The organism is Plectonema cf. radiosum LEGE 06105 (assembly GCF_015207665.1).
Taxonomy (GTDB): domain Bacteria; phylum Cyanobacteriota; class Cyanobacteriia; order Cyanobacteriales; family Nostocaceae; genus Rivularia; species Rivularia radiosa_A.
Map to the genome: position 1 here is coordinate 1 of NZ_JADEWL010000039.1, position 19,905 is coordinate 19,905.

Consider the following 19,905-nt stretch of genomic DNA (forward strand, 5'->3'; position numbering starts at 1 on the left):
GTTCATGTTGGCTACGGATTAACGGAAGTTTTACTTGGTCGTCAATGGTTGCAAAGTAAACGATTAGTGGTGGATATAAATAAGAATGAATTGACGTTAGAATGACGTTATTTATTGGTGATTATTTCTTAATTTATAAGTCAAAGATAATATGTATTATTGTACGTTAAAACTATTTATTTAAAGGATAATTTTATATAGCATTGCTATTTTTATAACTCATCCACAATAGAAGTACTCTCAGATTTCCCTTCAAAATAACTACAATGCTCATCTTTTTGAAGACTAGGATTAACAGCACAAGGTAATAAATAATCGCCCGAAGCATATTTACAACCCAAGCACTGACAGGATAAATAATCTCCGCTTTCTCCCTTATCATGTTCATAATTTCTACTTAATCTAACTAGCGTATATGAAGTATCTCTATCCCCCTGGGCTGCTGCTCCTGCTCCTAATAAAATAAACCCAATTGCAAATCCACAGCTTCCAGAATTTGCTTTTTTTAATGTTTCTGGAGTTTTGTTCCCTGTTAATGGTAAAGCTATTAATGCGGCTCCAGAAATAATAAATATGCTAATACTTATAGCTGTTGCCCAGGATGATAAGCAAGCTAACGAATACCAAATTCCTATTTCTTGGAATTGTTGTAATTGATTTTTTATTCTATTCATGATTAAAATCTATTGGTTTACCGTTGAAATGTTGATAAATATTATTCGCTTCCAACCAATTGGGTAATGTTCTTTCTACTTCTTCCAACTCATTACCATTATCATCCACTAACCCATGTACAATTTGCACTCTAGGTAATGGTGTTTCTCCATTAGCGGAAAACTTTTTAAGTTGAATTGTGCCTGATTTCCTGGCTTCAAATGTTCCTTCTACAGTGCTTTCATTGGTAAAATAATGGTTAACACCAATGAAGTATTCTTTGGCTTTACGAGTATCTGTAAGGTGCATTGAGAAGAATTTTATTGCAGCATCTTTACAGCTATCAATTTTCTTTAGGTTGGTAAATTCATCAATAATGATTTGCTGTTTGGCAGACGGTTTTTCTTTGATTCTTTGTAACCATCTATCAGTTGCATCTTCTAGAGATTGTCCAATTTCTTCTTCTGATTCTGCTTTTAATGTTGCATCTAATAGTTTCCATACTTCCCAGTTTTCTCCTGTAGCGTGTCTGTCAATTAGTTGGTAGATTGGTGCATCGAAGCAGTATTTACGAATTAATGCGATCTGCTTGCAGCAGCGCTTCGCTATCGCACTAGCAGTATTGGTTTTACCGCTACCCTGAGAACCAATCAGCCATAGGGGTTTAGCATTTTTGATTAGGTCATACAGCCAACCGTCTTCATGGAATTTTAGGGCTTCTATAAGGGAGTTAACTAACTGTTTATCGCTGGTTTGATTAGTCAAGGGTTGAGATGATTTTTTATTCTGTAGCTTCTCTATTTCTTTCTCTGCTTTGTGTTTATCTAGTAGATTAGAGGCAATTTGTTTGTCCATGTCGGAATGTTTTACGGCTCTGGCTTTGAGATAATCTTCGAGTTGCAGTTGATTTTTAATAGCTTCATTCTCGTCATCGGTTAACCCTAGTTCTTTTCTTTGCTGCAAATCTTCTTGAGTTAAGCCATCTTTTAAAGTATCTGTATGTAGTTGGTTTGAGTGTTGTTTGATATCTCGGTTGCGTCTGTGTTGCTGCCAATTATAATAAGCTGTAGTTTTTTCTTCTTCTCCTAATTGGTAATCGGATTTTTTAAGCCTACCGACACGAGAAGCTAGCGTTAATGAAATACCCCACAATCCGACAATAGAAGCTACATTACCGTATATTTGATAAGGATTATCTTTGGGGATAATTCTTACTAAGCTTATGGTGCTACCCATATATGGAATAATTGAGCCGTAGCTGTTATATTTATCCCACTCTTCTGCAAGAACATATCTTGGTTGATGGCAGTATTTACTATCTAGTTTCTTTTGTGCTTTTTCTAAGTCATAATATTTCAGTTTTTTAGCTTTATTTTTATCAGTTAAAATGTTCTCTTTTTTGTTAGCAGTTTGCGGACAGAATTGTATTTGTGCTAGTGGGTAAGGTTGACGTGAATGGGAAAAGCAGAAGCCGGTTAAGCCGACTACTGCTGATATGATAATTGCAGATAGTTCAACTATATTTCTACTCATCTCCTATTAATAATAAATAACGAACCAAGTACTATACCTGCTGCAATACCAATTGATAACCAGGGGTCTAACCAAGGTCTTTCTTGGTAAATAGTCTGAATGTCTGCACTGATTTGATAGGCGCTATCTGTAGTCATTTGCTGGAAGTATTGATAGTCTTTTATTGCAAGCCAAGTGCTTCCAGCAGCGATTACAAACCCACCGATTGTTTTTACTGGTTTTTCCATACTTTCAACCTCAAAACCATTGTTATAATTAGCTCTAAACCCAGATAAACCAACTATTGAACTGATTGAACAAATAGAAAAACATAATCCTGCTGCAAGCCATAGAGATGCACCACCGTTGATTAATAAAAGCAGTCGTGCAAGAAAAAATCCGCTAGCACTTAACGACCAACTTATGAAATATTTCTGTACTAGTTCCGTTGTTTGAATGACTTGCTTTCTGTGTTTTTTACGTTCTTCTAAATGCTGTATTAAGTCTTTGGGTAATTGAGTATCTGGTGTAGTTTCTGAATGTTCTTGTTCTTCTAATTCGTTAAATTGCTCAATCATATGTTAATGAATATTGGGGGAAGTTAGAAGTTGTATAAGTTAAAAAGTAAGAAAGATAAATAAATGGTAGTGTTGTTATTAATCCATTAATCAGCAATTCTTCCCTCTTCTTTGAGAAATTAAAATCCAAGGATTGTATCTTTGATTTTTTGAATTATTGAACGACCTGCATATTGTTTCTTGGGTTTTAAATCATCTCTAGCATTATCACCAGCATCTAGATAATAATTACCTAGCTCTTTATCGTGCTGTAAATCAATTGTTTGTTGCCTTACTTCTGTTTTTAATTCTTCTTGCAACATCTTGTATTCGCCATCGATTGACATCATATGTCTATCAACCCAAGCTTTTAATGTAATATGTTCTTTAGCTTGTTTATGGCGCAATTCTTCTTTGCTTTTAGCTGCTTCAAAGTCAAGGTTTAATTCTTCTAATTGATTTGCTAGTTTATCGTCGGCGAGAATGGATGATTGTATTTCTCGTTCAATACGTTCTCCACTTACACCAGCTTGTTTATAAATAGCTGCTAGAGTTGTATTTAAATCTTCTGCTCCTTTTATTGCTGCTAGCATATTGTCCTTAACTTTAGGTGCAAATTCGCTTATTTTGGCTCCATCATTGCCCATTTGACCGATTAGTTTTAGTGCTTTTTGGTCGCCCATTAATGCCCTGTAAATTAGGTTTGTGGAAGCGTTAAATTTACCACGCAGTTGTCTTTCTAGGTGGCGAGATTTGGAAGAAACCAAGTTTTTTAGCTTGCCAGTATTTTTCACAGCGATTAACCCTCTCTTCTGTTAATATTTCTGTACATTGGTAGTGCATCCAGTTTTGGTATTGTTCTATTTGTTCTTTCTTTTCTAGATAGGCTTGATATTTGAAGTGATAACTGATTGATTGGTAGCAATAATCTATTAGGAATAAAGCAGGGATAAGGATTGATAGTAGTTTGAATGCTTTGCTAAACGTTAAGCATTTACTGTGCTTTAAATGCTGCCGAGAGACTTTTGGAGAAGCTTTTGAGATTAGAGCTTTTTTGCTCTAACACCTCCTTTGTTGTTATGGCTCCTTCTACACTCTTTCTCTGCAAGCTAGTAGTTCTGTTATTGATATAGTCACGCAGGTTGTTATTGCTAGCATCAATTTTTTGTTCAACTTCATCAAATTTACTTTGAGCGTAATTTTTAATTGATGAGTTGATAGTTTCTACAGCACTCACAAAGTCGGTAAATGAGTCGCTAACGGTTTGGGAGATATCTGTGATTTCTGATTCGCTCAACTCTATTCCCATAGATTGGGCTTGTACTGTTATTAATTGCTCTTTCTGTTGATTGGTAATTGCGGTTGAATTTCCCGTTTCTTGAGTAGCTTCTGATTCCGTAATAGCAGGGGGTGTATTTTCTGAATTGGGAATTTCTAGAGATTGATTATGTTTATCAATCAAATACTGTACCCCTGCTTTTATTTGTTCTTGAGTGGGATTATCTAAGTCATCGCATAAAACAGAAGAAGCTGCTTCTAAAAAATCGTTTTGCGAAAAACCCTGATAATTCTTCTTGTACAATCTTGTCCGAACGTTGTTCTGAAATTTTGTAGTAGCCATGTCGTTTTTCTCCAGTTACTTTGTTATCAATTCAAGATAGTTAACTCTAATTGTTTGATTTTGAAATTCCGTCCTTGAGTCATATTCATTCAATAGCTAAAACTTCAATTCTAGGTTTGGGCGTGTTAAATTTTGAGCCAGTAATGCGCTTATTAAATGCCCATTTGGCGGCTCCAAGTGCAACTAAAGCAAAATCATCGTTGTTGAACTTTTTATTAGCGGAATAAGACAATCCACAGCGACTAAACCAGTGATATTTTGTACTTCTAGGTATTTCTTTTATCTCTAATGTTTTTGTTAAGTCGTGTAGAAACGAGTCACAGGTAAAGGTTTGATTGCTATTTCTATATTTATTAAAGACTTCCCAACATTCTTGAAAATCTTCACTTGTAAACGAAAATCGCTTATATCGTGACTTAAATTGTGCAACTGATTTGACTATCGCTTCACTTGAAGGATTTTCTACCGCAAACCCTAAGTGGCACTTCATCGAAGCAACCAACCTGTACCAAGTTATATCTGAGATTTTCTTCCCTAAAGTCTGCTCGTAAAGACTTCTTAGCTTGCTGTACTTCCTTAAGTAGTTCTTGTTTGCCATATATTAAACGCTACTAATAATACATAGATATACGGTGATGATGTATCAGGTAGATGACTATCCGTAAATTCTTAGTTATCAGGTACGTCAATAACTTTGAATCATGTATCAATACCCTTGGACACCTATCTGATAACTTGGATAATAATTGAAGAAAAATCATCTTTACAAGACTTGAAACAACGTCTGGACAAGAGTTTTCAATGTTTTGATGTAATTAGACTCCTCTCTCTAGCACCCATATGTGTACCCCCGCTCACACGCCGCGCTTTGGGAATGAGGCGCTGTCGCTTCCAAGAACGTTTACAAGTGAAGGCATCTGAACAGAAAGTTGCTCCCAGTTGGCGCGTGGTTGCAACAATGTAGCCGGGGAGGGTATTTCCCACTTTTTAATGATTTTGTTCATAGGCTTAATGGAAATACGAATCTATGCCCCTCATTAGTTGTATTTTTGGCAGCGTAAGGATTTTGGGTATCTGCTATTTATGCTGATATGATAATAGTACTTTACCACAATGAAAAGTACATTACCTGACTATTTGTTGAGGTAAGTTTAAGAAATGATAATGAAGGAGGTGATTTTATATAGTTAAAGTTATTAATGCCAACAGATAAAGCACTAGTGAGCGTATATGTCCCTAAAGACATCAAAGAAAAGCTTGAAGTATGGGCAACTGAAGAAGACAGGTCTGTCAGTTATATAGTTGGCAGACTGATCATAGAAACGATTGAAGTTAGAGAATCAAAGAAAAATATTCCCCATGATTCTAAAGACAAAGGGGATAAGGAAGATGCATGAATCATTACAGTATCGACCCACTTAAATTGCCATCGTTACCATTAGCTGAACGTTCACAGATGCCAAGACAGCCATGCGTATACTTTGTCCTAACGGACAACTGCGTTTTGCACATTGGACAAACTGTTAATCTTGCTCGCATTGTGCCTGTGCAGCTTTCTTTATTGACCTTCTTCGCCTCTCGCCTATTTTTCTATTCTTTTTTGCAATTTCTTTCACCTTTGCTCCCAGGCAATAGTATGATAAGTGCATTAGTTTTGTTTACGCAGAACAATTTTTGCTGCGATATTCAGGAGCAGCAAAAAGTAAAACTAGTTCTTATTAATTGATAGGGGCTTTGAATTATTTAAGGAGGTTGTAGATGAGTTGATACGTTTAAAGGACAAAAAAGCTTAAAGTAAGCGAATTTTGCCCTAAAAACTAAATATTGCAACGGAGGGTTATATCTCAAAGAACCTAACCAGTATGGATTGCTTGGACGGCTTTTCAATTACTGTTTAAGTCTTAACCAGAGATGACTCCGCTTTGTGCTACACACACATCTTATTACAAGTTGCGTCTCTCTGTACAGCTTTTTTTGCCACAATTGGACATTTTTTAAATCGTTAAATTCCGGCTCACAAAAAGAAAGTAGTAGACAGTTGCACAAAAACGCGGAAACCCTCCACTCTTGTTCGCTTCAGTAACCAAAACAAGGAGGAAGTATGTATTTGTAAAAAATTAAGCCATTTTAATATGTCAGGGAATCATGACTTTAGCGCAAGAAAAAGCTGGGTAGTTCGCCTTGTGCTTGGTTAATTCCTTTCCGTGCAGCCACCATAGCCACACCGCAGTAAAGCGGTAGTTCGCCTGAGTCCTAGTTCCTACAGTTGTAGTAGTTCTAGCCTCATCCGTTCCACAGACCGAAAAAACCGCGAGACGATTTGCACTCGTCTCAGCACGCTGGAAAAATACCCCAGCGAATCAAAATATTAAGATTTGTTTTCATTCTAGGCTACACGTAAAGGAATTAACCAAAACAACGCAGGCGGCTACCCCGATCATCAAGCATCGGAGCAGCCATATGTATTTACCAAAAAATTCAGAAAATCCAGAAAATCCAGAAAATAACCGCTTTTCAAGCCGTGCGGCTTCTGACAATAAAAAACACAAAACCCATTCACCTGCCGACCCCGTGGGCAAGCGCTACGTAGAATGCTTCCACCACCCTCATGGCGCAATAGTAGCCCTTACACCATGCGGAGAAGAAAAACCAGCATGGCGTACTATTAGCTATTACCTCCAAGCTTCCACCATGTGGAACTATCACCAAGACTCGTCCAAACTGGTGGGTATCCGCTTTGGGAACAGCACGAAATTCGGCGTAATTGACCTAGATAACGGCGGCGACTACCATAACCCAGAATCCGTAAAAAAAATCCGATACGCCCTAGAAGCGATTGGCATCACCGATACAATACCCATACAATCAAGCTATAGCGGGGGCTACCACCTAATAATCCCCTTAGAAACCCAAATACCTACCTTCTCGCTCGCCTGCGCTTTAGAAATAGCATTAAGAAAAGCAGGTTTGAGCATTCGCCAAGGACATCTAGAAGTCTTTCCCAACGCCAAACCTTACGGCAGCAACACAGTTACCAACTACAACGCCATCCGCTGCCCCATGCAGCCCTATAGCGGTGCCTTACTCCTAGATGACGACCTGCAACCGATCGGCGACAGCGTAGAAGTCTTCTTAGACCACTGCGATCGCGCAGCAAGCCGCCAAGATTTAACAAAACTTAAAAGATTCGCCACAAAAGCCAGAAAACGGATAACCAAAGAAAGGTACAGCAAAACTTATTCTAAAGATGCTCTTGAATGGCGTACCGAGTGGGAAGAAATCATCGCCACCGGGTGGACTGGAAAAGGACAAACAAACACCTACCTACAAATCCTTGTAGGCTATGGAATAGTATTTTTGGGGTTAGAGTACTCCGAATTAGTTAAACACGCCTTAGAAGTCGCTACAAACGCCCCTGGCTACACGGAATATTGCGGACACCAACATGAAATAGAAGCTAGGATACGTCAATGGGCTAGAAACAGTATCAACAACAAATGGTATTCCGAATATGCTAGCTACCCAGAACGCCCCCGTGGAAGCTTTGCAGCCACATTCGCGGAGATAATTGCAGGTGGTAGCAATGAAGAAAGGAGGAAGAAGAAAGAAGGAAGAAGTGGATTACCTCAAACTTCTTCCCTCTTCCCTCTTCCCTCTTCCTTCACTGATAACGTAATACCATTTGACCGACGTAAAGCACAAAGCGAACGGCGCAGCCAGGAAGCCCAAAGGCGCATTCGTTGGTCGGTAAAAGCATTGGAATGGAGTACGGGCTTACCCGAAGGAATAACCGACCGAACTTTGGCAATAAGTGCTGAATACAAACGTAGTTTTGGTAAAACCATTTCTAGAGAAACGCTGCGGAAATATCTCCACCTGTGGCATCCGAAATTTTATGTGGAAGACCCCTGGGCAGAAAATAGCTCAAACGTTTATCAGACGGATAAGTACGGGTATTTTAACCGTCAAATAGCTGTTGACCAAAATAAAAACGCCCGAAATACTTACCAGATGGGCGAGTACGGGTATTCACCCTATATGAAGGTTTTGTGCCTTCCTCCGGCAGACGCTCCCCCGCAGGGGGGGTCGGCTGCTTCCGAAGTGTCCGATGAAGTTGATGGAGTGGATATTGAAAGACCAGGTGTTAATGAAAATGTAAATTTTTCTAACAATTCCAACAATCAACCAAATTCTGAAACCCAAAATCCAGAAATTGAAAATTGTTTTAATAATTCAAATAACGAATTAAATCCTGAGATTGAAAATCCAGAGAATTTAGAAAATCTAGAAATCATTGAAAATGTAAATAATCTTAACAATTTCAATGATTCCAACAATGAATTTAATAATTCAAATGATTCATCAGAATGTTTAAACAATTTTAAACCGATAGAAAATAACTCTGATAAGTATTTTAAATACCCACATGGCTGCGGCGCGGCTGAAAATGGCGATAATAAAAACTTATCAATCAATCTTGATCGAGCGGATTGTACTGTACCTTCATCTTCTTCTGTGCCACCAAAAGTTGAGGAATTGAAACGAGCTACCCGGTTGCGACTGAAAGCATTATCCGATGCCCAGAAAGCGGTGAGGACGTATTGCGTGATAACAGGACGTTTGTTACTAGGGCAAGAGCGATCGCGATTAGAGCAAATCGCCAAGTACCAATTTTACTTGAATTCGGGATGCTCCGTGTTGGTAGCAGAGGCAGAAGCTTGGGCAGCTGTTAATCCTGGGTGCTTGCCGTTTAGTTTGGAGTCGGCATTCAACGAACGCGCCGACGAATGAGGCGTTACAAAATATGCCTATCAAGTAATGCTTTCATTTTAGATGTAATGGGGATTGAGGAAGTCGTTTAAAACGTCCTCCGGTAACGGTTCGTCAAAGTCAGGAGCGATAGACACCTTACCACAATCTAATCCTGGAATTCTTGGTGATGGCTGCCTTATTACAGGCACAATACGGGCAACGGGAGTACCAGCTTGAGAAAGAACAATTTCTTCTCCCGCCAAAACTCGGTGGAGCAGTTCTGCAAAGTCAGACTGATTGGTAGGAAGTTCTGTATTATACATTTCCAAAAAAATAACGGAATCAAGTCTCACCCTTTGACGGTGGATTATTTATAGAATTGCGAGGTGTGGCTCAATAGTTATGAAAAATATAGTCAAATATAGCTTTTCACTCTTAGAGGACAACAATTCCGGTTTAAAACACGTTTACGATAGCAGCGGATAATTAAATGTTAAAAGAAATTCACCTCCAGCAAGTTGGTCTAGCTGACCATTTTGATGTTGAATTTGCCGATAGACTCAATATATTTACGGGCGATAACGGTTTGGGTAAAAGTTTTTTACTCGATGTTGCTTGGTGGGTAATTACTGGAAATTGGGTAGAACAACCTGCTTATCCACAACGAAATAAAGAGGGAAACCCAAAAATTAACTGCCTAGTTAGCACCGAAAAAAACATAAAAGAATATCAAAGTGACTTTGATTTCTCAGAACAACAATGGCGTAATTTACAAATGCCTCCCTTATTAAAAGAGGTAATTATTTACGTGCGTGTTGATGGTAGTTTTTCTGTTTTTGACCCCGCACGTAATCGGGATAATGCTTATAATTTTAATCCAGATACGCTTTGGAATGGCTTAAAATCAAACGGTAAAGTTCTTTGTAACGGTTTGATTCAAGATTGGGTTACATGGCAAAATCAACCCAATAAATATCCATTTCAACTATTTTCTAACGTCATTAAAAAACTTGCATCTCATCCTTCTGAATGGATAGAGATTGGAGAACCAACGCGAGTTTCTGTGGAAGACGTGCGCGATATTCCTACAGTTAATCTACCTTATGGTAACGTTCCTGTAACTCTAGCTTCTGCCGGAATGAAGCGGATTTTGGGATTAGCTTATTTACTAGTGTGGACTTGGTACGAACATAAAAAAGCTTCTGAACTGCGCCAAGAAAAGCCAACACATCAAATAGTTTTATTAATAGATGAAGTTGAATCTCACTTACATCCCCAGTGGCAAAGGGTAATTTTACCAGCTATTTTAGATGTGGCGTGTGAATTACAAAATAGTATAAATATACAGGCTTTAGTAACTACTCATTCTCCACTGGTGCTTGCTTCCTTAGAACCAGATTTTGATGAGGAAGAAGATAGATTATTTTTATTTGGATTAGAAGATAGAGAAGTCACTCTTAATGAAATACCTTGGTCAAAACAAGGAGATATAGTTGGATGGTTGACATCAGAAATTTTTGGACTCAAACAAGCTCGTTCTAAAGAAGCAGAAAATGCAATTGAAGCCGCAGAAGCCTGGATGCGCCATGACGATTTGAATGTTTTTCCAGAAAACTTGAGAACCCAACCACAAATTCATCTTCAATTGCAAAGACTTTTACCCGGACACGACCCATTTTGGGCGCGTTGGATAGTCACATCAGAAAAAAGAAATTCTGCTGGGTTATCGGGGGTTTAATAACACAGATGATACCGTTTGAACCTCCGCCAGAACCACCAGATTTTGATAAAAAAGCACGGCAACCAGGAAATGCTTGGTTAGCAAAAAATCCCGACCCCAAAAAAGGAACTAGAGATTATTGGTCGCCTTTTAAAAGTAATTTAGCCGATGGCTTTAACAATCTTTGTGCATATTCAGTAATGTACGAACCAGTAGGTACTGTAGAACATTATCTTAGCCGCGATAATTATCGTAATTTGGCTTACGAATGGAGCAATTTACGTTTTGCTTCTGGTTGGATTAATAGTTGCAAAGGTACGCTTGATGACCAAGTTCTTGACCATGCATGATTTGGGAGAAGATTGGTTTGAAATTCTGCTTCCTTCTTTACAGTTAGTATTAACGAATAAAGTTCCCCCGCAACAACGTCAGAAAGCAGAATTTACCTTGGAACGGTTGCGGTTACGCGATGATGAAAGAGTTCTGCGCCAGCGTCAATCATGGTATCAATTATATTTTGATGGAGATTTAACTCTACAAGGATTAGAAAAGAAAGCTCCTCTCATCGCTCGTGCAGTTAGAAAACAGCAGCAAGCAGATTAAAGGCAATAATATCAATTACCTTCTTAAAACTTCTATTATAAAAGCGACTATAGAACAGAAATAATTGTACTCTCCGACAGTCGTTATAGGAAACATAGCATAACAAAAGTTTCAGAAAATAAACGCTGATTAATTGCTGGTAAAAATAATTTTATATGATTAAAAGTACCTGTTTTTTAGCTGACAGCAACTAATCAAATTCCTCTAATAGTTATATAGTTATTATCGGGACTTATTTTTTTCTAACTCTAGCAGCGCTTTAATATTTTTGATATCGCTCGGTAAAATATTGCTATCTATACATCCGTCCTTTAACAGTAAAATAATTGCGAACCTATCTTCATTACTAACAATAACTTCTAGTAAATCTAAATTTTTACAAATTTTATAAAATGTATTTTCATGCATTTTTGCATATAAACGAGAATTACCCCCAGGCGATTCCCCACCATATTTTTCAACAAGTTCGGACGCGATACGTATAACTTCTTGTTCTTCATCAAGAAAGTTCTTTAAGTTCTCCGTTTCAAAAAGTTCTGGTTGTTGATGTCGTAAGTTGCAAAACAACGCCCATGCTAAATCATCTTGCTTAATGCCGTTTTTGTTAAGCGCAGAAACATTACAGTTACCCGATTGTTTGATATGAGTTAAATCCACATCCCACAAACAAATCCCAGCAACATTACAGTTAACAAATATCGCTCCCTCTACTATCGCTTGTCGCAAATTCACATCGCTTAAGTCTGCTCCTGTGAGGTTGATATTGCTAAGATTAGCTTTAATCAAACTGGCTTGATTCAATTTTGAATCCGTTAAAACTGCATTACTAAGATTAGCTTCATTAAGATTTACTTCAATTAAGTGTGAATTAAGCAGAGTCGCACCACTGAGGTTACAAGCCCTCATATCGGCTTGATAAAAATTTACATTTCGCAGATTTGCACCACTTAAATTAGCGCCAACAAGGTTAGTTTGATAAAAATTAGTTGCAGGACAAACAACAACCCCGCCGTTATTTTGACCCCGAAAAGCTGGAAAAACTAGCGCAATCAATCCAAGAACACGGAATCCTCGAACCCCTAATAGTGCGTCCCCTGACGGATGACACCTACGAACTAATTTGTGGCGATCGCCGTTTCAAAGCTTCTCAAAAAATTGGTTTAAAAGAGGTTCCGGTTAATGTACTTTTACTTGACGATAACCAGGTTAAGGAAATTCGCCTGATCGAAAACTTGCAACGGGAGGATTTAAACGCTTTTGAGGAAACAGAAGGTATTCTGGAATTGCTTGCAATCAAACTGGAAATGCCAACTGATAGTGTAGTATCCCTACTTTATAAGATGGCGAATGAAGAAAAAGGAAATTCTAACCAAAACGTTTTGGTTAGTTCCAAATCTCAAATAATCCAAAATTTGTTTAACGCCCTTGGTAGGTTATCTTGGCAATCGTTTGTTTCCTCAAGACTCCCCTTACTCAAGTTGTTTCCAGATATTCAACAAGCATTGAGAAACGGTTTGATTGAGTACACAAAAGCTAAATTTATTAACAAAATTAAAGACCAGTCGCAGCGTGTAGATTTTTTAGAACAAGTAGTATCCCAAAACTGGTCTTTGAGAACAATAAAAGAAAAAATTTGCGCTCTTAATAATACCCAAACTTCAACAGAAGAAAACCAAATATCAACAGAAAATGGTGATTATCCAAAGCGCGTTACGTCTGTACTTAATCAAATTAAAAAGATGCGTCTTTGGTCAGACCCCAATAAGCGCTCGAAATTAGAACCTCTTATCACCCAATTGGAACAACTTATAGCAGCTAATTCAGCTTGATATTTTTTTCAAAATTATGCGGAAGTTAGTATAGTCATGAAATAGTTTTGTACTGTCTTACTTTGAAGAAAGCACCACCGTTCGGTTGAAGAGAGGAAACACAGAAAAAAATGAAAGTTATGGGTATAAATCCCATCGCACGTTAATCGCAGGAACTGATGCTGCTGCTCCTTGTCAAGATTTAGTTAAACGCTATAAAAATGTCCAATCACCATTCAAAAATTACCAAGATATTAGATGCTTGGCTAGATTTCTTTTACCTAGAAAACCTTTGCCGAGCGCAAATCAATGCTGCTGATGATAGCAACCAAATCTTTGATAAAGGTATTTCTATCATTGGCGATAATCTCTCATTGCATGAATCTACTTTCAAGGAACTCAAACAGCAATATCAGCAAGTTGTCAAAAAAGGTAAAACTAATGATTTTAAAATAGCCGTGACGTTTCCTTCTATTTGGCGAGTCATTGATAACAGCCGCCGCTTTTATCCCTTATTTGCGATTGATATTTCTGCAATATTTACGGGCAATTATCGCGCTAAAGGATGGGACTTAAATAGTTGCAGCTTTCAACCAATCATTCCTAACTTGATGGAATTCTACGAATTAGATGAAGAGGAAGCAGAAAATTTGGTAACGCTTGAAGGGTTAAAAGTTTTTTTGGAAACGACCTTTAAAAAACCCTTTCAAACTTTACAAGATTTTGTTGACTTGATTGAAATACCTCCCAAACCGTACACAACCAAGCGCAATCCTTATTTATTTCAGTGCAGTTTGGGAAATTGGAATTACAACTTAAAAAAAGATTTGCAGAAAATTCTGGACACACCACATTCATGGGCGCAACCGGGACATCCTGCTTACGAATACTTGTTTGGGAAGCCCAACGAACTAACCCATGAAACATTGTATGGTGGAGCTTTTCCTACCCATCCCCCAACCGACTCGCAAGCCGCAGTTCTCAAACACGCTCAAAAAAATCCTCTTACCGCAGCTTTTGGACCACCAGGTAATGCTAAAACAACGATTACCCTACATCTTATAGCGCAGCAAGTAGTAAAAAGGGCGCTACATTTAGCACAAACAGGAGAAGATATAAGCAATCTAACTTTAGTTACCAGTACTAATAATCGGGCAGTAACTAATGTTGAGGAAAGATTATCCCCCATAACAGGAACGGAACGTTTTTATTTATCAGGAGGTAGTAAAGAGTTAATTAATCAACAATTACTGCCGAAGCTACAGGCTGCGCTTGATTGGTTGCAACAACAAAGTTTTGACGCAAGCAAATTAGCAGAAATATCTGCTCAATTGTTAGCAGTAGAAAACCAAATTCAAACTCTACAAAACCAAGACCAATTTTACGTAAAACAACAAGCTGCTGATAACGAATTATTGAAACGGTTGAATGTAGATATTCAAGTTTTGGTAGAAGAAATAGCCAACCAGGAAAGAGGAGTTAGTACAGATTCCTCTCATTTACTACGGAGTAATGCTGATTCCCATCAACTCAATCTGCAACTTATTAAAACTGACTATTCCCAATATCCATTTGATGCCTACTTGGAAATAGAACCGCATTTAAATAATGCAATTCGTGCGCTGTATTGTACTAAAAACCGATTAAATAAAGGCAGAAATAATAATTGGTGGACAAGATTTCAACGCTGGTTAGTCAAATTCTGGCGACAATTAACTAAAACTACTGATCGACATATTCTCAAACGGCTGTACCAACAAATTGAAATTCCCATATCTGCAACTCTAGCGACACCTTTTCCATTTCAAATGCCGTTGACGCGAGAATCGTTAATTGCTGCTAAATCTACTCTCGCGGCGCAATTGGAAGCTGCAAACCAATGGCGCGAACATTTAGGAAATATGTCAAATGCTCTTCGTCGTCTTGAAGAGATGAAAACTCGCAAATTACAGCTATCTGAGAAACTTGCATCAATTCCCACCCAAGAAAACTGCACCCCCAGTAACACCGAACATCATCACTTACAAGTGCAGTTGTTTGAATTATCGTGGCAATATCTGCAATTAATCGCCCTCAAACGCAATTCAGAAGTAATCAACTCCATCAAAACTTATATCGCCTTTCTTAACGGCGAATGGGATGCATTCCGTACCATAGCACGTGATTGGCGCAATATCTACCGCAACCTCAGCCTCATATTTCCTGTATTTACATCAACTCTACATTCAATCCGCAACCTCTTCCCCTACCCCGACAGCGGTTGTATTGACCGGGTAATTGTAGACGAAGCTGGGATGATACCACTCCACCAAGCATTCCCGGTATTGGTGCGCTCTCTACAAGCATTGTTTGTGGGCGACCCCATGCAACTCGAACCAGTGATGAATTTGACCCAGCAGACCCTAGAACAGTACTGTAACCAAGCTTTTAATGCACGGGGACTAACAGCAGAATATTACGACCTCTATAGCCCTACAGCTACCAGTACAGCTACTGCCTATCACCGGGCTGCTGGTGCAAACGGACAACCGGGAGACATGGGACAAGGGATTATCCTCAAAGAACACTATCGCTGCGTAGAGCCGATTATCTCATATTGCGATCGCGTTTGTAATTACGGCATGGTTGTCAAAACCCCAGATAAACCATCGTTGCTTGGCTCCAACCTAATTGCATACCACGTTCCAGGTGAATACGAATCCCACACTAACCCGGCTGAAGTCTTGGCGGTGGAAAGAATTGTGGCTCAACTACTTGAAGCGGGCTACTGCATTAATTCACCAGACAACGATAAAACGATAGGAATCATTTCTCCCTACCGTCGTCAAGCGAATGCGCTCAAATCCCATTTGCAATCAGTTTGGCAAGATTTTTCTCCTGGCAGTATTGGCACGGTTCATACTTTCCAAGGAGGCGAAAAATCAGCGATTATTCTATCAACTCGTCAGTGTCGTTCGTCAGATAGTTTGTGGTTTATCAACCGCCGTCCAAATCTACTGAATGTGGCTGTAAGTCGCGCTAAGGAATTGTTTATTTTGGTCGGCAATTTGGAGCGTTTAGAACAAGCAGGGGGCTATTCTAAAATGCTTGTTGAGCATATTAGTCAGCATGGAGAATTACTTGATATAGCGCATCCTCGTCACGCAGCATGAAGATAGTTCGGTGGATGTTCTACCAAATTGGGACTACCGCTCGTGGTGTGGTTTACGTGAATGTTATTTGTAATTAATTTATTAGCCCTCCTGCCTAATTCATCGAAACATAGAAACTTAATTTCATTTCAATTTTATGCTCAATTATTCTTGGGGATTCTCCAGATATGTATAAGAAGGATTAAGACAAGTTAATGGGGATTAATACTTACCTGAAAAATATGTAAACAGGCAGAATAATAAATTTATTTTTTTTCTCGGATAGCCGCTAGCGGTGCGTTTCATCTACCACTAATAATTGCCTTTACGAAGTTCTGTTGTCTTTCTTGTGAATTAATTTCTTCTTCCAACTTCTGTGTTAATTCCGCGTCGTAAGTATCATTCAACATCTGCCGTTTTTCCCGCACACGAGCGCTGCGCTAGCTCCTTCTTCAACCCCAAGAGTGTACTTATTACGGAATTTATTTAATTCCTTCTAATTCCTTCATTAGTTATCTATTTTTATTGTAAATAGAAGGATTGAGAGATATTGAAGGACGCTTGGTACTGACTGAAGGTTTAATAAACCCAAACTGAGAATTTATTTGAAGAGGATAAAAAAGGGTGGTGTTTCGACAATTAAATAAGTCTTTACTCGTTTTCTATTTAATTACTTCACATACATAAAATACACAAGCATAGGCTCGAAAAGCACTGCGCTTCTATATTACGAATTACCTAGCATCAAACAGAAGCGCCAATGAAACATCTATAAAAATTAATAATTAAATAATTATGGCATACGCAATTTTTTTAACGAAAAAACTAAAAACTGGCGGACAAATTGCGGGTTCTGCTAGTCACGTTCAACGCGATAGAGAAACGCCTAATGCTAATCCTTATAAAGAGAATGTTTGGTTAATGGGCAATCCCGAACAAGATTTAGTCCAAGACACCTTTAATCATATTGGTAATCAAACTATTCGCAAGAATGCCGTGCTTTGTGTAGAACTAGTTTTATCTGCATCCCCGGAGTTTTTTCGTCCCAGTACTCAAACCGAACCCGGTGAATACGAACAATTACAATTAAACCGTTGGCTCGATTTCAACAAGCAATGGTTGCAGGAACGATTTAACGTCACACCCGAAGGAATTTCCGTTCCGCACAATCGTATAATCTCAGCCGCCGCTCACTTAGATGAGGTTACACCCCACATCCACGCACATATGGTGCCAATTGATAAACGCGGTAAACTCAATGCCAGTGCGTTTTTCGGTTCTCCTAAATTATTACGGGAATGGCAAGATGATTACGCTCAAGCGATGAAACCCCTTGGTTTGGAACGCGGGATACGGGGAAGTAAGGCGACACATATTGATATCGGACGATATTACACTAATATTAATTCTCCTCAAACAGATAATATTGAAGTACTGCGCGATAAAGCTAGGGACAGGGATAGAGCGGAACGTCAGCGTCGGGAGATCGAAGCAACTGCACTTGCAAAACAAAAAGAAGCTGATGAATTAAGAAGACAAAACCAACAGTTGCAGCTGCAAATTCAGATTCAAAAAAAGAAATTAGAAGAGTTATCCAAATCGCCCTATGATATTTCTTTGGAAGATGTAGCCTATCAACTGGGATTCGAGCGCGATAAAAATAAACCTTTACTTTGGCTTAGTACAGACAGGTTACTGATGATTAACGACAACAAGTTTGCTACCAAGTCTGCTTCTTCTAATTCTGAAGAAACTGGAGAAAATCCCATCGATTTAGTACAAACAGTTTTGGATGTAGAACAACGTGAAAGCATTGGTTGGCTCGCCGATAACTTTGGTTCCGATGTGGCGATCGCCAACTTTATGAAGAAGATAAAACCAGAAATTCTCCAATACCCCACACCTAAATTCCAACCACCTTCCTCTTCGGAACAGAAATGGCAGCAAGCAAAAAGCTATCTCACCAACACCTATGGAATTAGCGACAAAGTTTTAGAAACAGAGCATTCCCACAATCGTATCTATGCTGATAATCAAGGCAATGCTGTAATCAAGCACTACTTAATTGCCCCCAGTAGAGAACATTTAAAGCAAGGAACCGTAGTAACGGGAGCTAGTATTGTAGGTGAGAAATTCAATGGAGTAGCATTAGGTTCCAGTCGTACAGAAGGTTGGTTTGGTATAGGATTTGACGAAGGTAAACTACATCAAGTTGCTCTAGCAGATTCGCCGATTGAAGTATTTTCCCTTGCATCGCTCAATCCAAAGCCCAAAAAACCAACGGTATTTTTAACAGCAAATGGTTCTATTTCAGAAAGTCAGATACATTTACTGCAACGCATTCAGTCAAATGGTGGCGAAATCATCTTAGCTTATAGCGCTACATCTTCTGGAGAGAAGCTAGTCAAACAAGTATCAGAACAACTGCAAGAAACTCGTAGAGTCAAGCCTCAAGCGGGTGAAACTTGGAATGATGACTTACGACTTCTTCGCGAACAGCTTCAACAAGAAAGGGAAAGACTGCAACAAAAACAAAAATCGGTTAAGCGAGGTATTGAATTAGACTGATACTCCGATCGAGCCGCACCTGCGAACGCTGCGCTAAAACGGGCGATGATGCTCCCGCAATCCGCTATATTACTCGTTTATTAACGTTATTCCTCTAATGCGGGGCATCACTACGCACGTTTTTCCCAGGTGCTTTTAGCTATAACGTGTGGAATGTTTTTATAAATGATTGTAGCGTAAACACCATACCTATTGTATCTCTTAACACGCCACATCGCACGTTTCCGTGCGATAGTACTTAGATATTTTCTAGAAAGCAAGTAATAACGATAACCGCTGTCTACATAATCGGCGTGAGGCTACAATCAATAATCACGAAAAACGCCGATGCATTCATTGCAATTCCACTGCAATAGTTCCGGAGTGTTGTTTCAGAAAACACTCAATATTGCACTTTTTTCTGACAAAACAGATTCAGATTAAACGGGAGAATGCAGTAAACTATACCAAATGCATACACCAAAACTGAGAATTATGGCAGATATACTTAACAAAAAGTTATTTCTTTTTACCAAGTTGTTACCTTCGTAAAGATAATTACAAATACTCTTCAAAAATATTCATACTTCAAAAACAGTCATTTTTTCAAGTAAAAGCGGTTATTTCCCAATACATCAAACTTCTTAGCCAAGAGAGATATCTTTATAAGTTCTTAATAAAAATTATACTTTCTCCGAAAATACACTGATAAAAATCATATGAATCTATAAAAATGTTCAGTATATTCACTGCTATAGGATTAATGTTTATTAGTGTTATAAAAATACTTGTGACTGCTAAGAATTGGAAAGTACTTGGTTATATGTCGGAACTGAAGTAAAAAGGTTCGTTAAATCAATCAGTATAATTATCAACCTTTGTGCAATTACCTCCGTATCTTACGGTATCTATTTATATTTATGTTTGTGATTAATACGGAAACACCTTTTGTATCGATCCATTAACTTTACAAAGAAGAAGTAAGGAGAAAGAAGGAATA

The 19,905-nt window shown here is 38.5% G+C and carries 16 protein-coding genes; 8 read left to right on the plus strand and 8 right to left on the minus strand.

Going from position 1 to position 19,905, the window contains the following annotated elements; translation table 11 throughout:
* Nucleotides 1-212 precede the first annotated feature (212 nt).
* From IQ247_RS13585 to IQ247_RS13610, 6 genes are all read right to left on the minus strand, one after another.
* Nucleotides 213-674, minus strand: a complete 462-nt coding sequence (locus IQ247_RS13585; protein ID WP_193920800.1) for a hypothetical protein — start codon at nucleotides 672-674, stop codon at nucleotides 213-215.
* Entirely contained in the window at nucleotides 667-2,187 is a 1,521-nt protein-coding gene (locus IQ247_RS13590; RefSeq protein ID WP_193920802.1) for a hypothetical protein, read from the minus strand. The genes IQ247_RS13585 and IQ247_RS13590 overlap by 8 nt, the downstream gene beginning before the upstream one ends.
* Complete coding sequence (locus tag IQ247_RS13595) at nucleotides 2,184-2,744, minus strand: hypothetical protein (RefSeq protein ID WP_193920804.1); 561 nt, start codon at nucleotides 2,742-2,744, stop codon at nucleotides 2,184-2,186. Before IQ247_RS13595 ends, IQ247_RS13590 begins: the two co-directional genes overlap by 4 nt.
* 119 nt (nucleotides 2,745-2,863) lie before the next feature.
* On the minus strand, nucleotides 2,864-3,517 hold the full coding sequence (locus tag IQ247_RS13600; protein ID WP_193920806.1) for a hypothetical protein: 654 nt from the start codon (nucleotides 3,515-3,517) through the stop codon (nucleotides 2,864-2,866).
* A 200-nt stretch (nucleotides 3,518-3,717) separates the two neighbouring features.
* Nucleotides 3,718-4,344 (minus strand): hypothetical protein, encoded by a 627-nt coding sequence (locus IQ247_RS13605; protein ID WP_193920807.1) that lies wholly within the window; start codon nucleotides 4,342-4,344, stop codon nucleotides 3,718-3,720.
* An 85-nt stretch (nucleotides 4,345-4,429) separates the two neighbouring features.
* Nucleotides 4,430-4,942: a hypothetical protein gene (locus IQ247_RS13610; RefSeq protein WP_193920808.1), complete on the minus strand. Its 513-nt coding sequence runs from the start codon at nucleotides 4,940-4,942 to the stop codon at nucleotides 4,430-4,432.
* Between the two features lie 622 nt (nucleotides 4,943-5,564).
* Here IQ247_RS13610 and IQ247_RS13620 point away from each other — a divergent pair.
* Both IQ247_RS13620 and IQ247_RS13625 read left to right on the plus strand, forming a co-directional pair.
* A complete protein-coding gene (locus IQ247_RS13620) occupies nucleotides 5,565-5,741 on the plus strand; it encodes a ribbon-helix-helix domain-containing protein (protein WP_193920810.1) in 177 nt (58 codons plus the stop codon).
* 1,063 nt (nucleotides 5,742-6,804) lie between these two features.
* Nucleotides 6,805-9,135 (plus strand): hypothetical protein, encoded by a 2,331-nt coding sequence (locus IQ247_RS13625; protein WP_193920811.1) that lies wholly within the window; start codon nucleotides 6,805-6,807, stop codon nucleotides 9,133-9,135.
* Between the two features lie 38 nt (nucleotides 9,136-9,173).
* On the opposite strand, the gene IQ247_RS13630 is transcribed toward IQ247_RS13625, so the two are convergent.
* Nucleotides 9,174-9,419, minus strand: coding sequence for a type II toxin-antitoxin system Phd/YefM family antitoxin (locus IQ247_RS13630; protein ID WP_193920812.1), 246 nt, complete (start codon nucleotides 9,417-9,419; stop codon nucleotides 9,174-9,176).
* Nucleotides 9,420-9,586: 167 nt separating this feature from the next.
* On the opposite strand from IQ247_RS13630, the gene IQ247_RS13635 reads away from it, so the two are divergent.
* Genes IQ247_RS13635 through IQ247_RS32580 form a run of 3 tightly spaced genes read left to right on the plus strand, consistent with a single transcriptional unit; the run spans nucleotide 9,587 to nucleotide 11,419 of the window.
* The gene (locus IQ247_RS13635; protein ID WP_193920813.1) at nucleotides 9,587-10,834 is read left to right on the plus strand and encodes an AAA family ATPase; all 1,248 of its coding nucleotides are present in this window, start codon (nucleotides 9,587-9,589) and stop codon (nucleotides 10,832-10,834) included.
* Between the two features lie 8 nt (nucleotides 10,835-10,842).
* On the plus strand, nucleotides 10,843-11,166 hold the full coding sequence (locus IQ247_RS32575; RefSeq protein WP_228059726.1) for a hypothetical protein: 324 nt from the start codon (nucleotides 10,843-10,845) through the stop codon (nucleotides 11,164-11,166).
* Complete coding sequence (locus tag IQ247_RS32580; RefSeq protein ID WP_228059727.1) at nucleotides 11,141-11,419, plus strand: hypothetical protein; 279 nt, start codon at nucleotides 11,141-11,143, stop codon at nucleotides 11,417-11,419. The genes IQ247_RS32575 and IQ247_RS32580 overlap by 26 nt, the downstream gene beginning before the upstream one ends.
* Nucleotides 11,420-11,641: 222 nt before the next feature.
* Here IQ247_RS32580 and IQ247_RS13645 read toward each other — a convergent pair whose 3' ends face one another.
* Complete coding sequence (locus IQ247_RS13645) at nucleotides 11,642-12,325, minus strand: pentapeptide repeat-containing protein (protein WP_193920814.1); 684 nt, start codon at nucleotides 12,323-12,325, stop codon at nucleotides 11,642-11,644.
* A gap of 80 nt (nucleotides 12,326-12,405) precedes the next feature.
* On the opposite strand from IQ247_RS13645, the gene IQ247_RS13650 reads away from it, so the two are divergent.
* The 3 genes from IQ247_RS13650 (at nucleotide 12,406) to mobV (ending at nucleotide 18,926) form a co-directional block, all read left to right on the plus strand.
* Nucleotides 12,406-13,248: a ParB/RepB/Spo0J family partition protein gene (locus IQ247_RS13650; RefSeq protein WP_193920815.1), complete on the plus strand. Its 843-nt coding sequence runs from the start codon at nucleotides 12,406-12,408 to the stop codon at nucleotides 13,246-13,248.
* Between the two features lie 200 nt (nucleotides 13,249-13,448).
* Nucleotides 13,449-16,379 (plus strand): DEAD/DEAH box helicase, encoded by a 2,931-nt coding sequence (locus tag IQ247_RS13655; RefSeq protein WP_193920817.1) that lies wholly within the window; start codon nucleotides 13,449-13,451, stop codon nucleotides 16,377-16,379.
* A gap of 774 nt (nucleotides 16,380-17,153) precedes the next feature.
* The gene (gene mobV, locus IQ247_RS13660; protein WP_193920819.1) at nucleotides 17,154-18,926 is read left to right on the plus strand and encodes a MobV family relaxase; all 1,773 of its coding nucleotides are present in this window, start codon (nucleotides 17,154-17,156) and stop codon (nucleotides 18,924-18,926) included.
* Nucleotides 18,927-19,905: the final 979 nt, after the last annotated feature.

Excerpts from the sequence above, each read along its gene's own strand:
- IQ247_RS13585 (WP_193920800.1), bottom strand. The coding sequence starts at position 674 with ATGAATAGAATAAAAAATCAATTACAACAATTCCAAGAAATAGGAATT.
- IQ247_RS32575 (WP_228059726.1), top strand. The coding sequence starts at position 10,843 with ATGATACCGTTTGAACCTCCGCCAGAACCACCAGATTTTGATAAAAAA.
- IQ247_RS13630 (WP_193920812.1), bottom strand. The coding sequence starts at position 9,419 with ATGTATAATACAGAACTTCCTACCAATCAGTCTGACTTTGCAGAACTG.
- IQ247_RS13645 (WP_193920814.1), bottom strand. The coding sequence starts at position 12,325 with ATGAGGGCTTGTAACCTCAGTGGTGCGACTCTGCTTAATTCACACTTA.
- IQ247_RS13635 (WP_193920813.1), top strand. The coding sequence starts at position 9,587 with ATGTTAAAAGAAATTCACCTCCAGCAAGTTGGTCTAGCTGACCATTTT.
- IQ247_RS13655 (WP_193920817.1), top strand. The coding sequence starts at position 13,449 with ATGTCCAATCACCATTCAAAAATTACCAAGATATTAGATGCTTGGCTA.
- IQ247_RS13605 (WP_193920807.1), bottom strand. The coding sequence starts at position 4,344 with ATGGCTACTACAAAATTTCAGAACAACGTTCGGACAAGATTGTACAAG.
- IQ247_RS13595 (WP_193920804.1), bottom strand. The coding sequence starts at position 2,744 with ATGATTGAGCAATTTAACGAATTAGAAGAACAAGAACATTCAGAAACT.
- IQ247_RS13625 (WP_193920811.1), top strand. The coding sequence starts at position 6,805 with ATGTATTTACCAAAAAATTCAGAAAATCCAGAAAATCCAGAAAATAAC.
- IQ247_RS32580 (WP_228059727.1), top strand. The coding sequence starts at position 11,141 with ATGACCAAGTTCTTGACCATGCATGATTTGGGAGAAGATTGGTTTGAA.
- mobV (WP_193920819.1), top strand. The coding sequence starts at position 17,154 with ATGGCATACGCAATTTTTTTAACGAAAAAACTAAAAACTGGCGGACAA.
- IQ247_RS13610 (WP_193920808.1), bottom strand. The coding sequence starts at position 4,942 with ATGGCAAACAAGAACTACTTAAGGAAGTACAGCAAGCTAAGAAGTCTT.
- IQ247_RS13590 (WP_193920802.1), bottom strand. The coding sequence starts at position 2,187 with ATGAGTAGAAATATAGTTGAACTATCTGCAATTATCATATCAGCAGTA.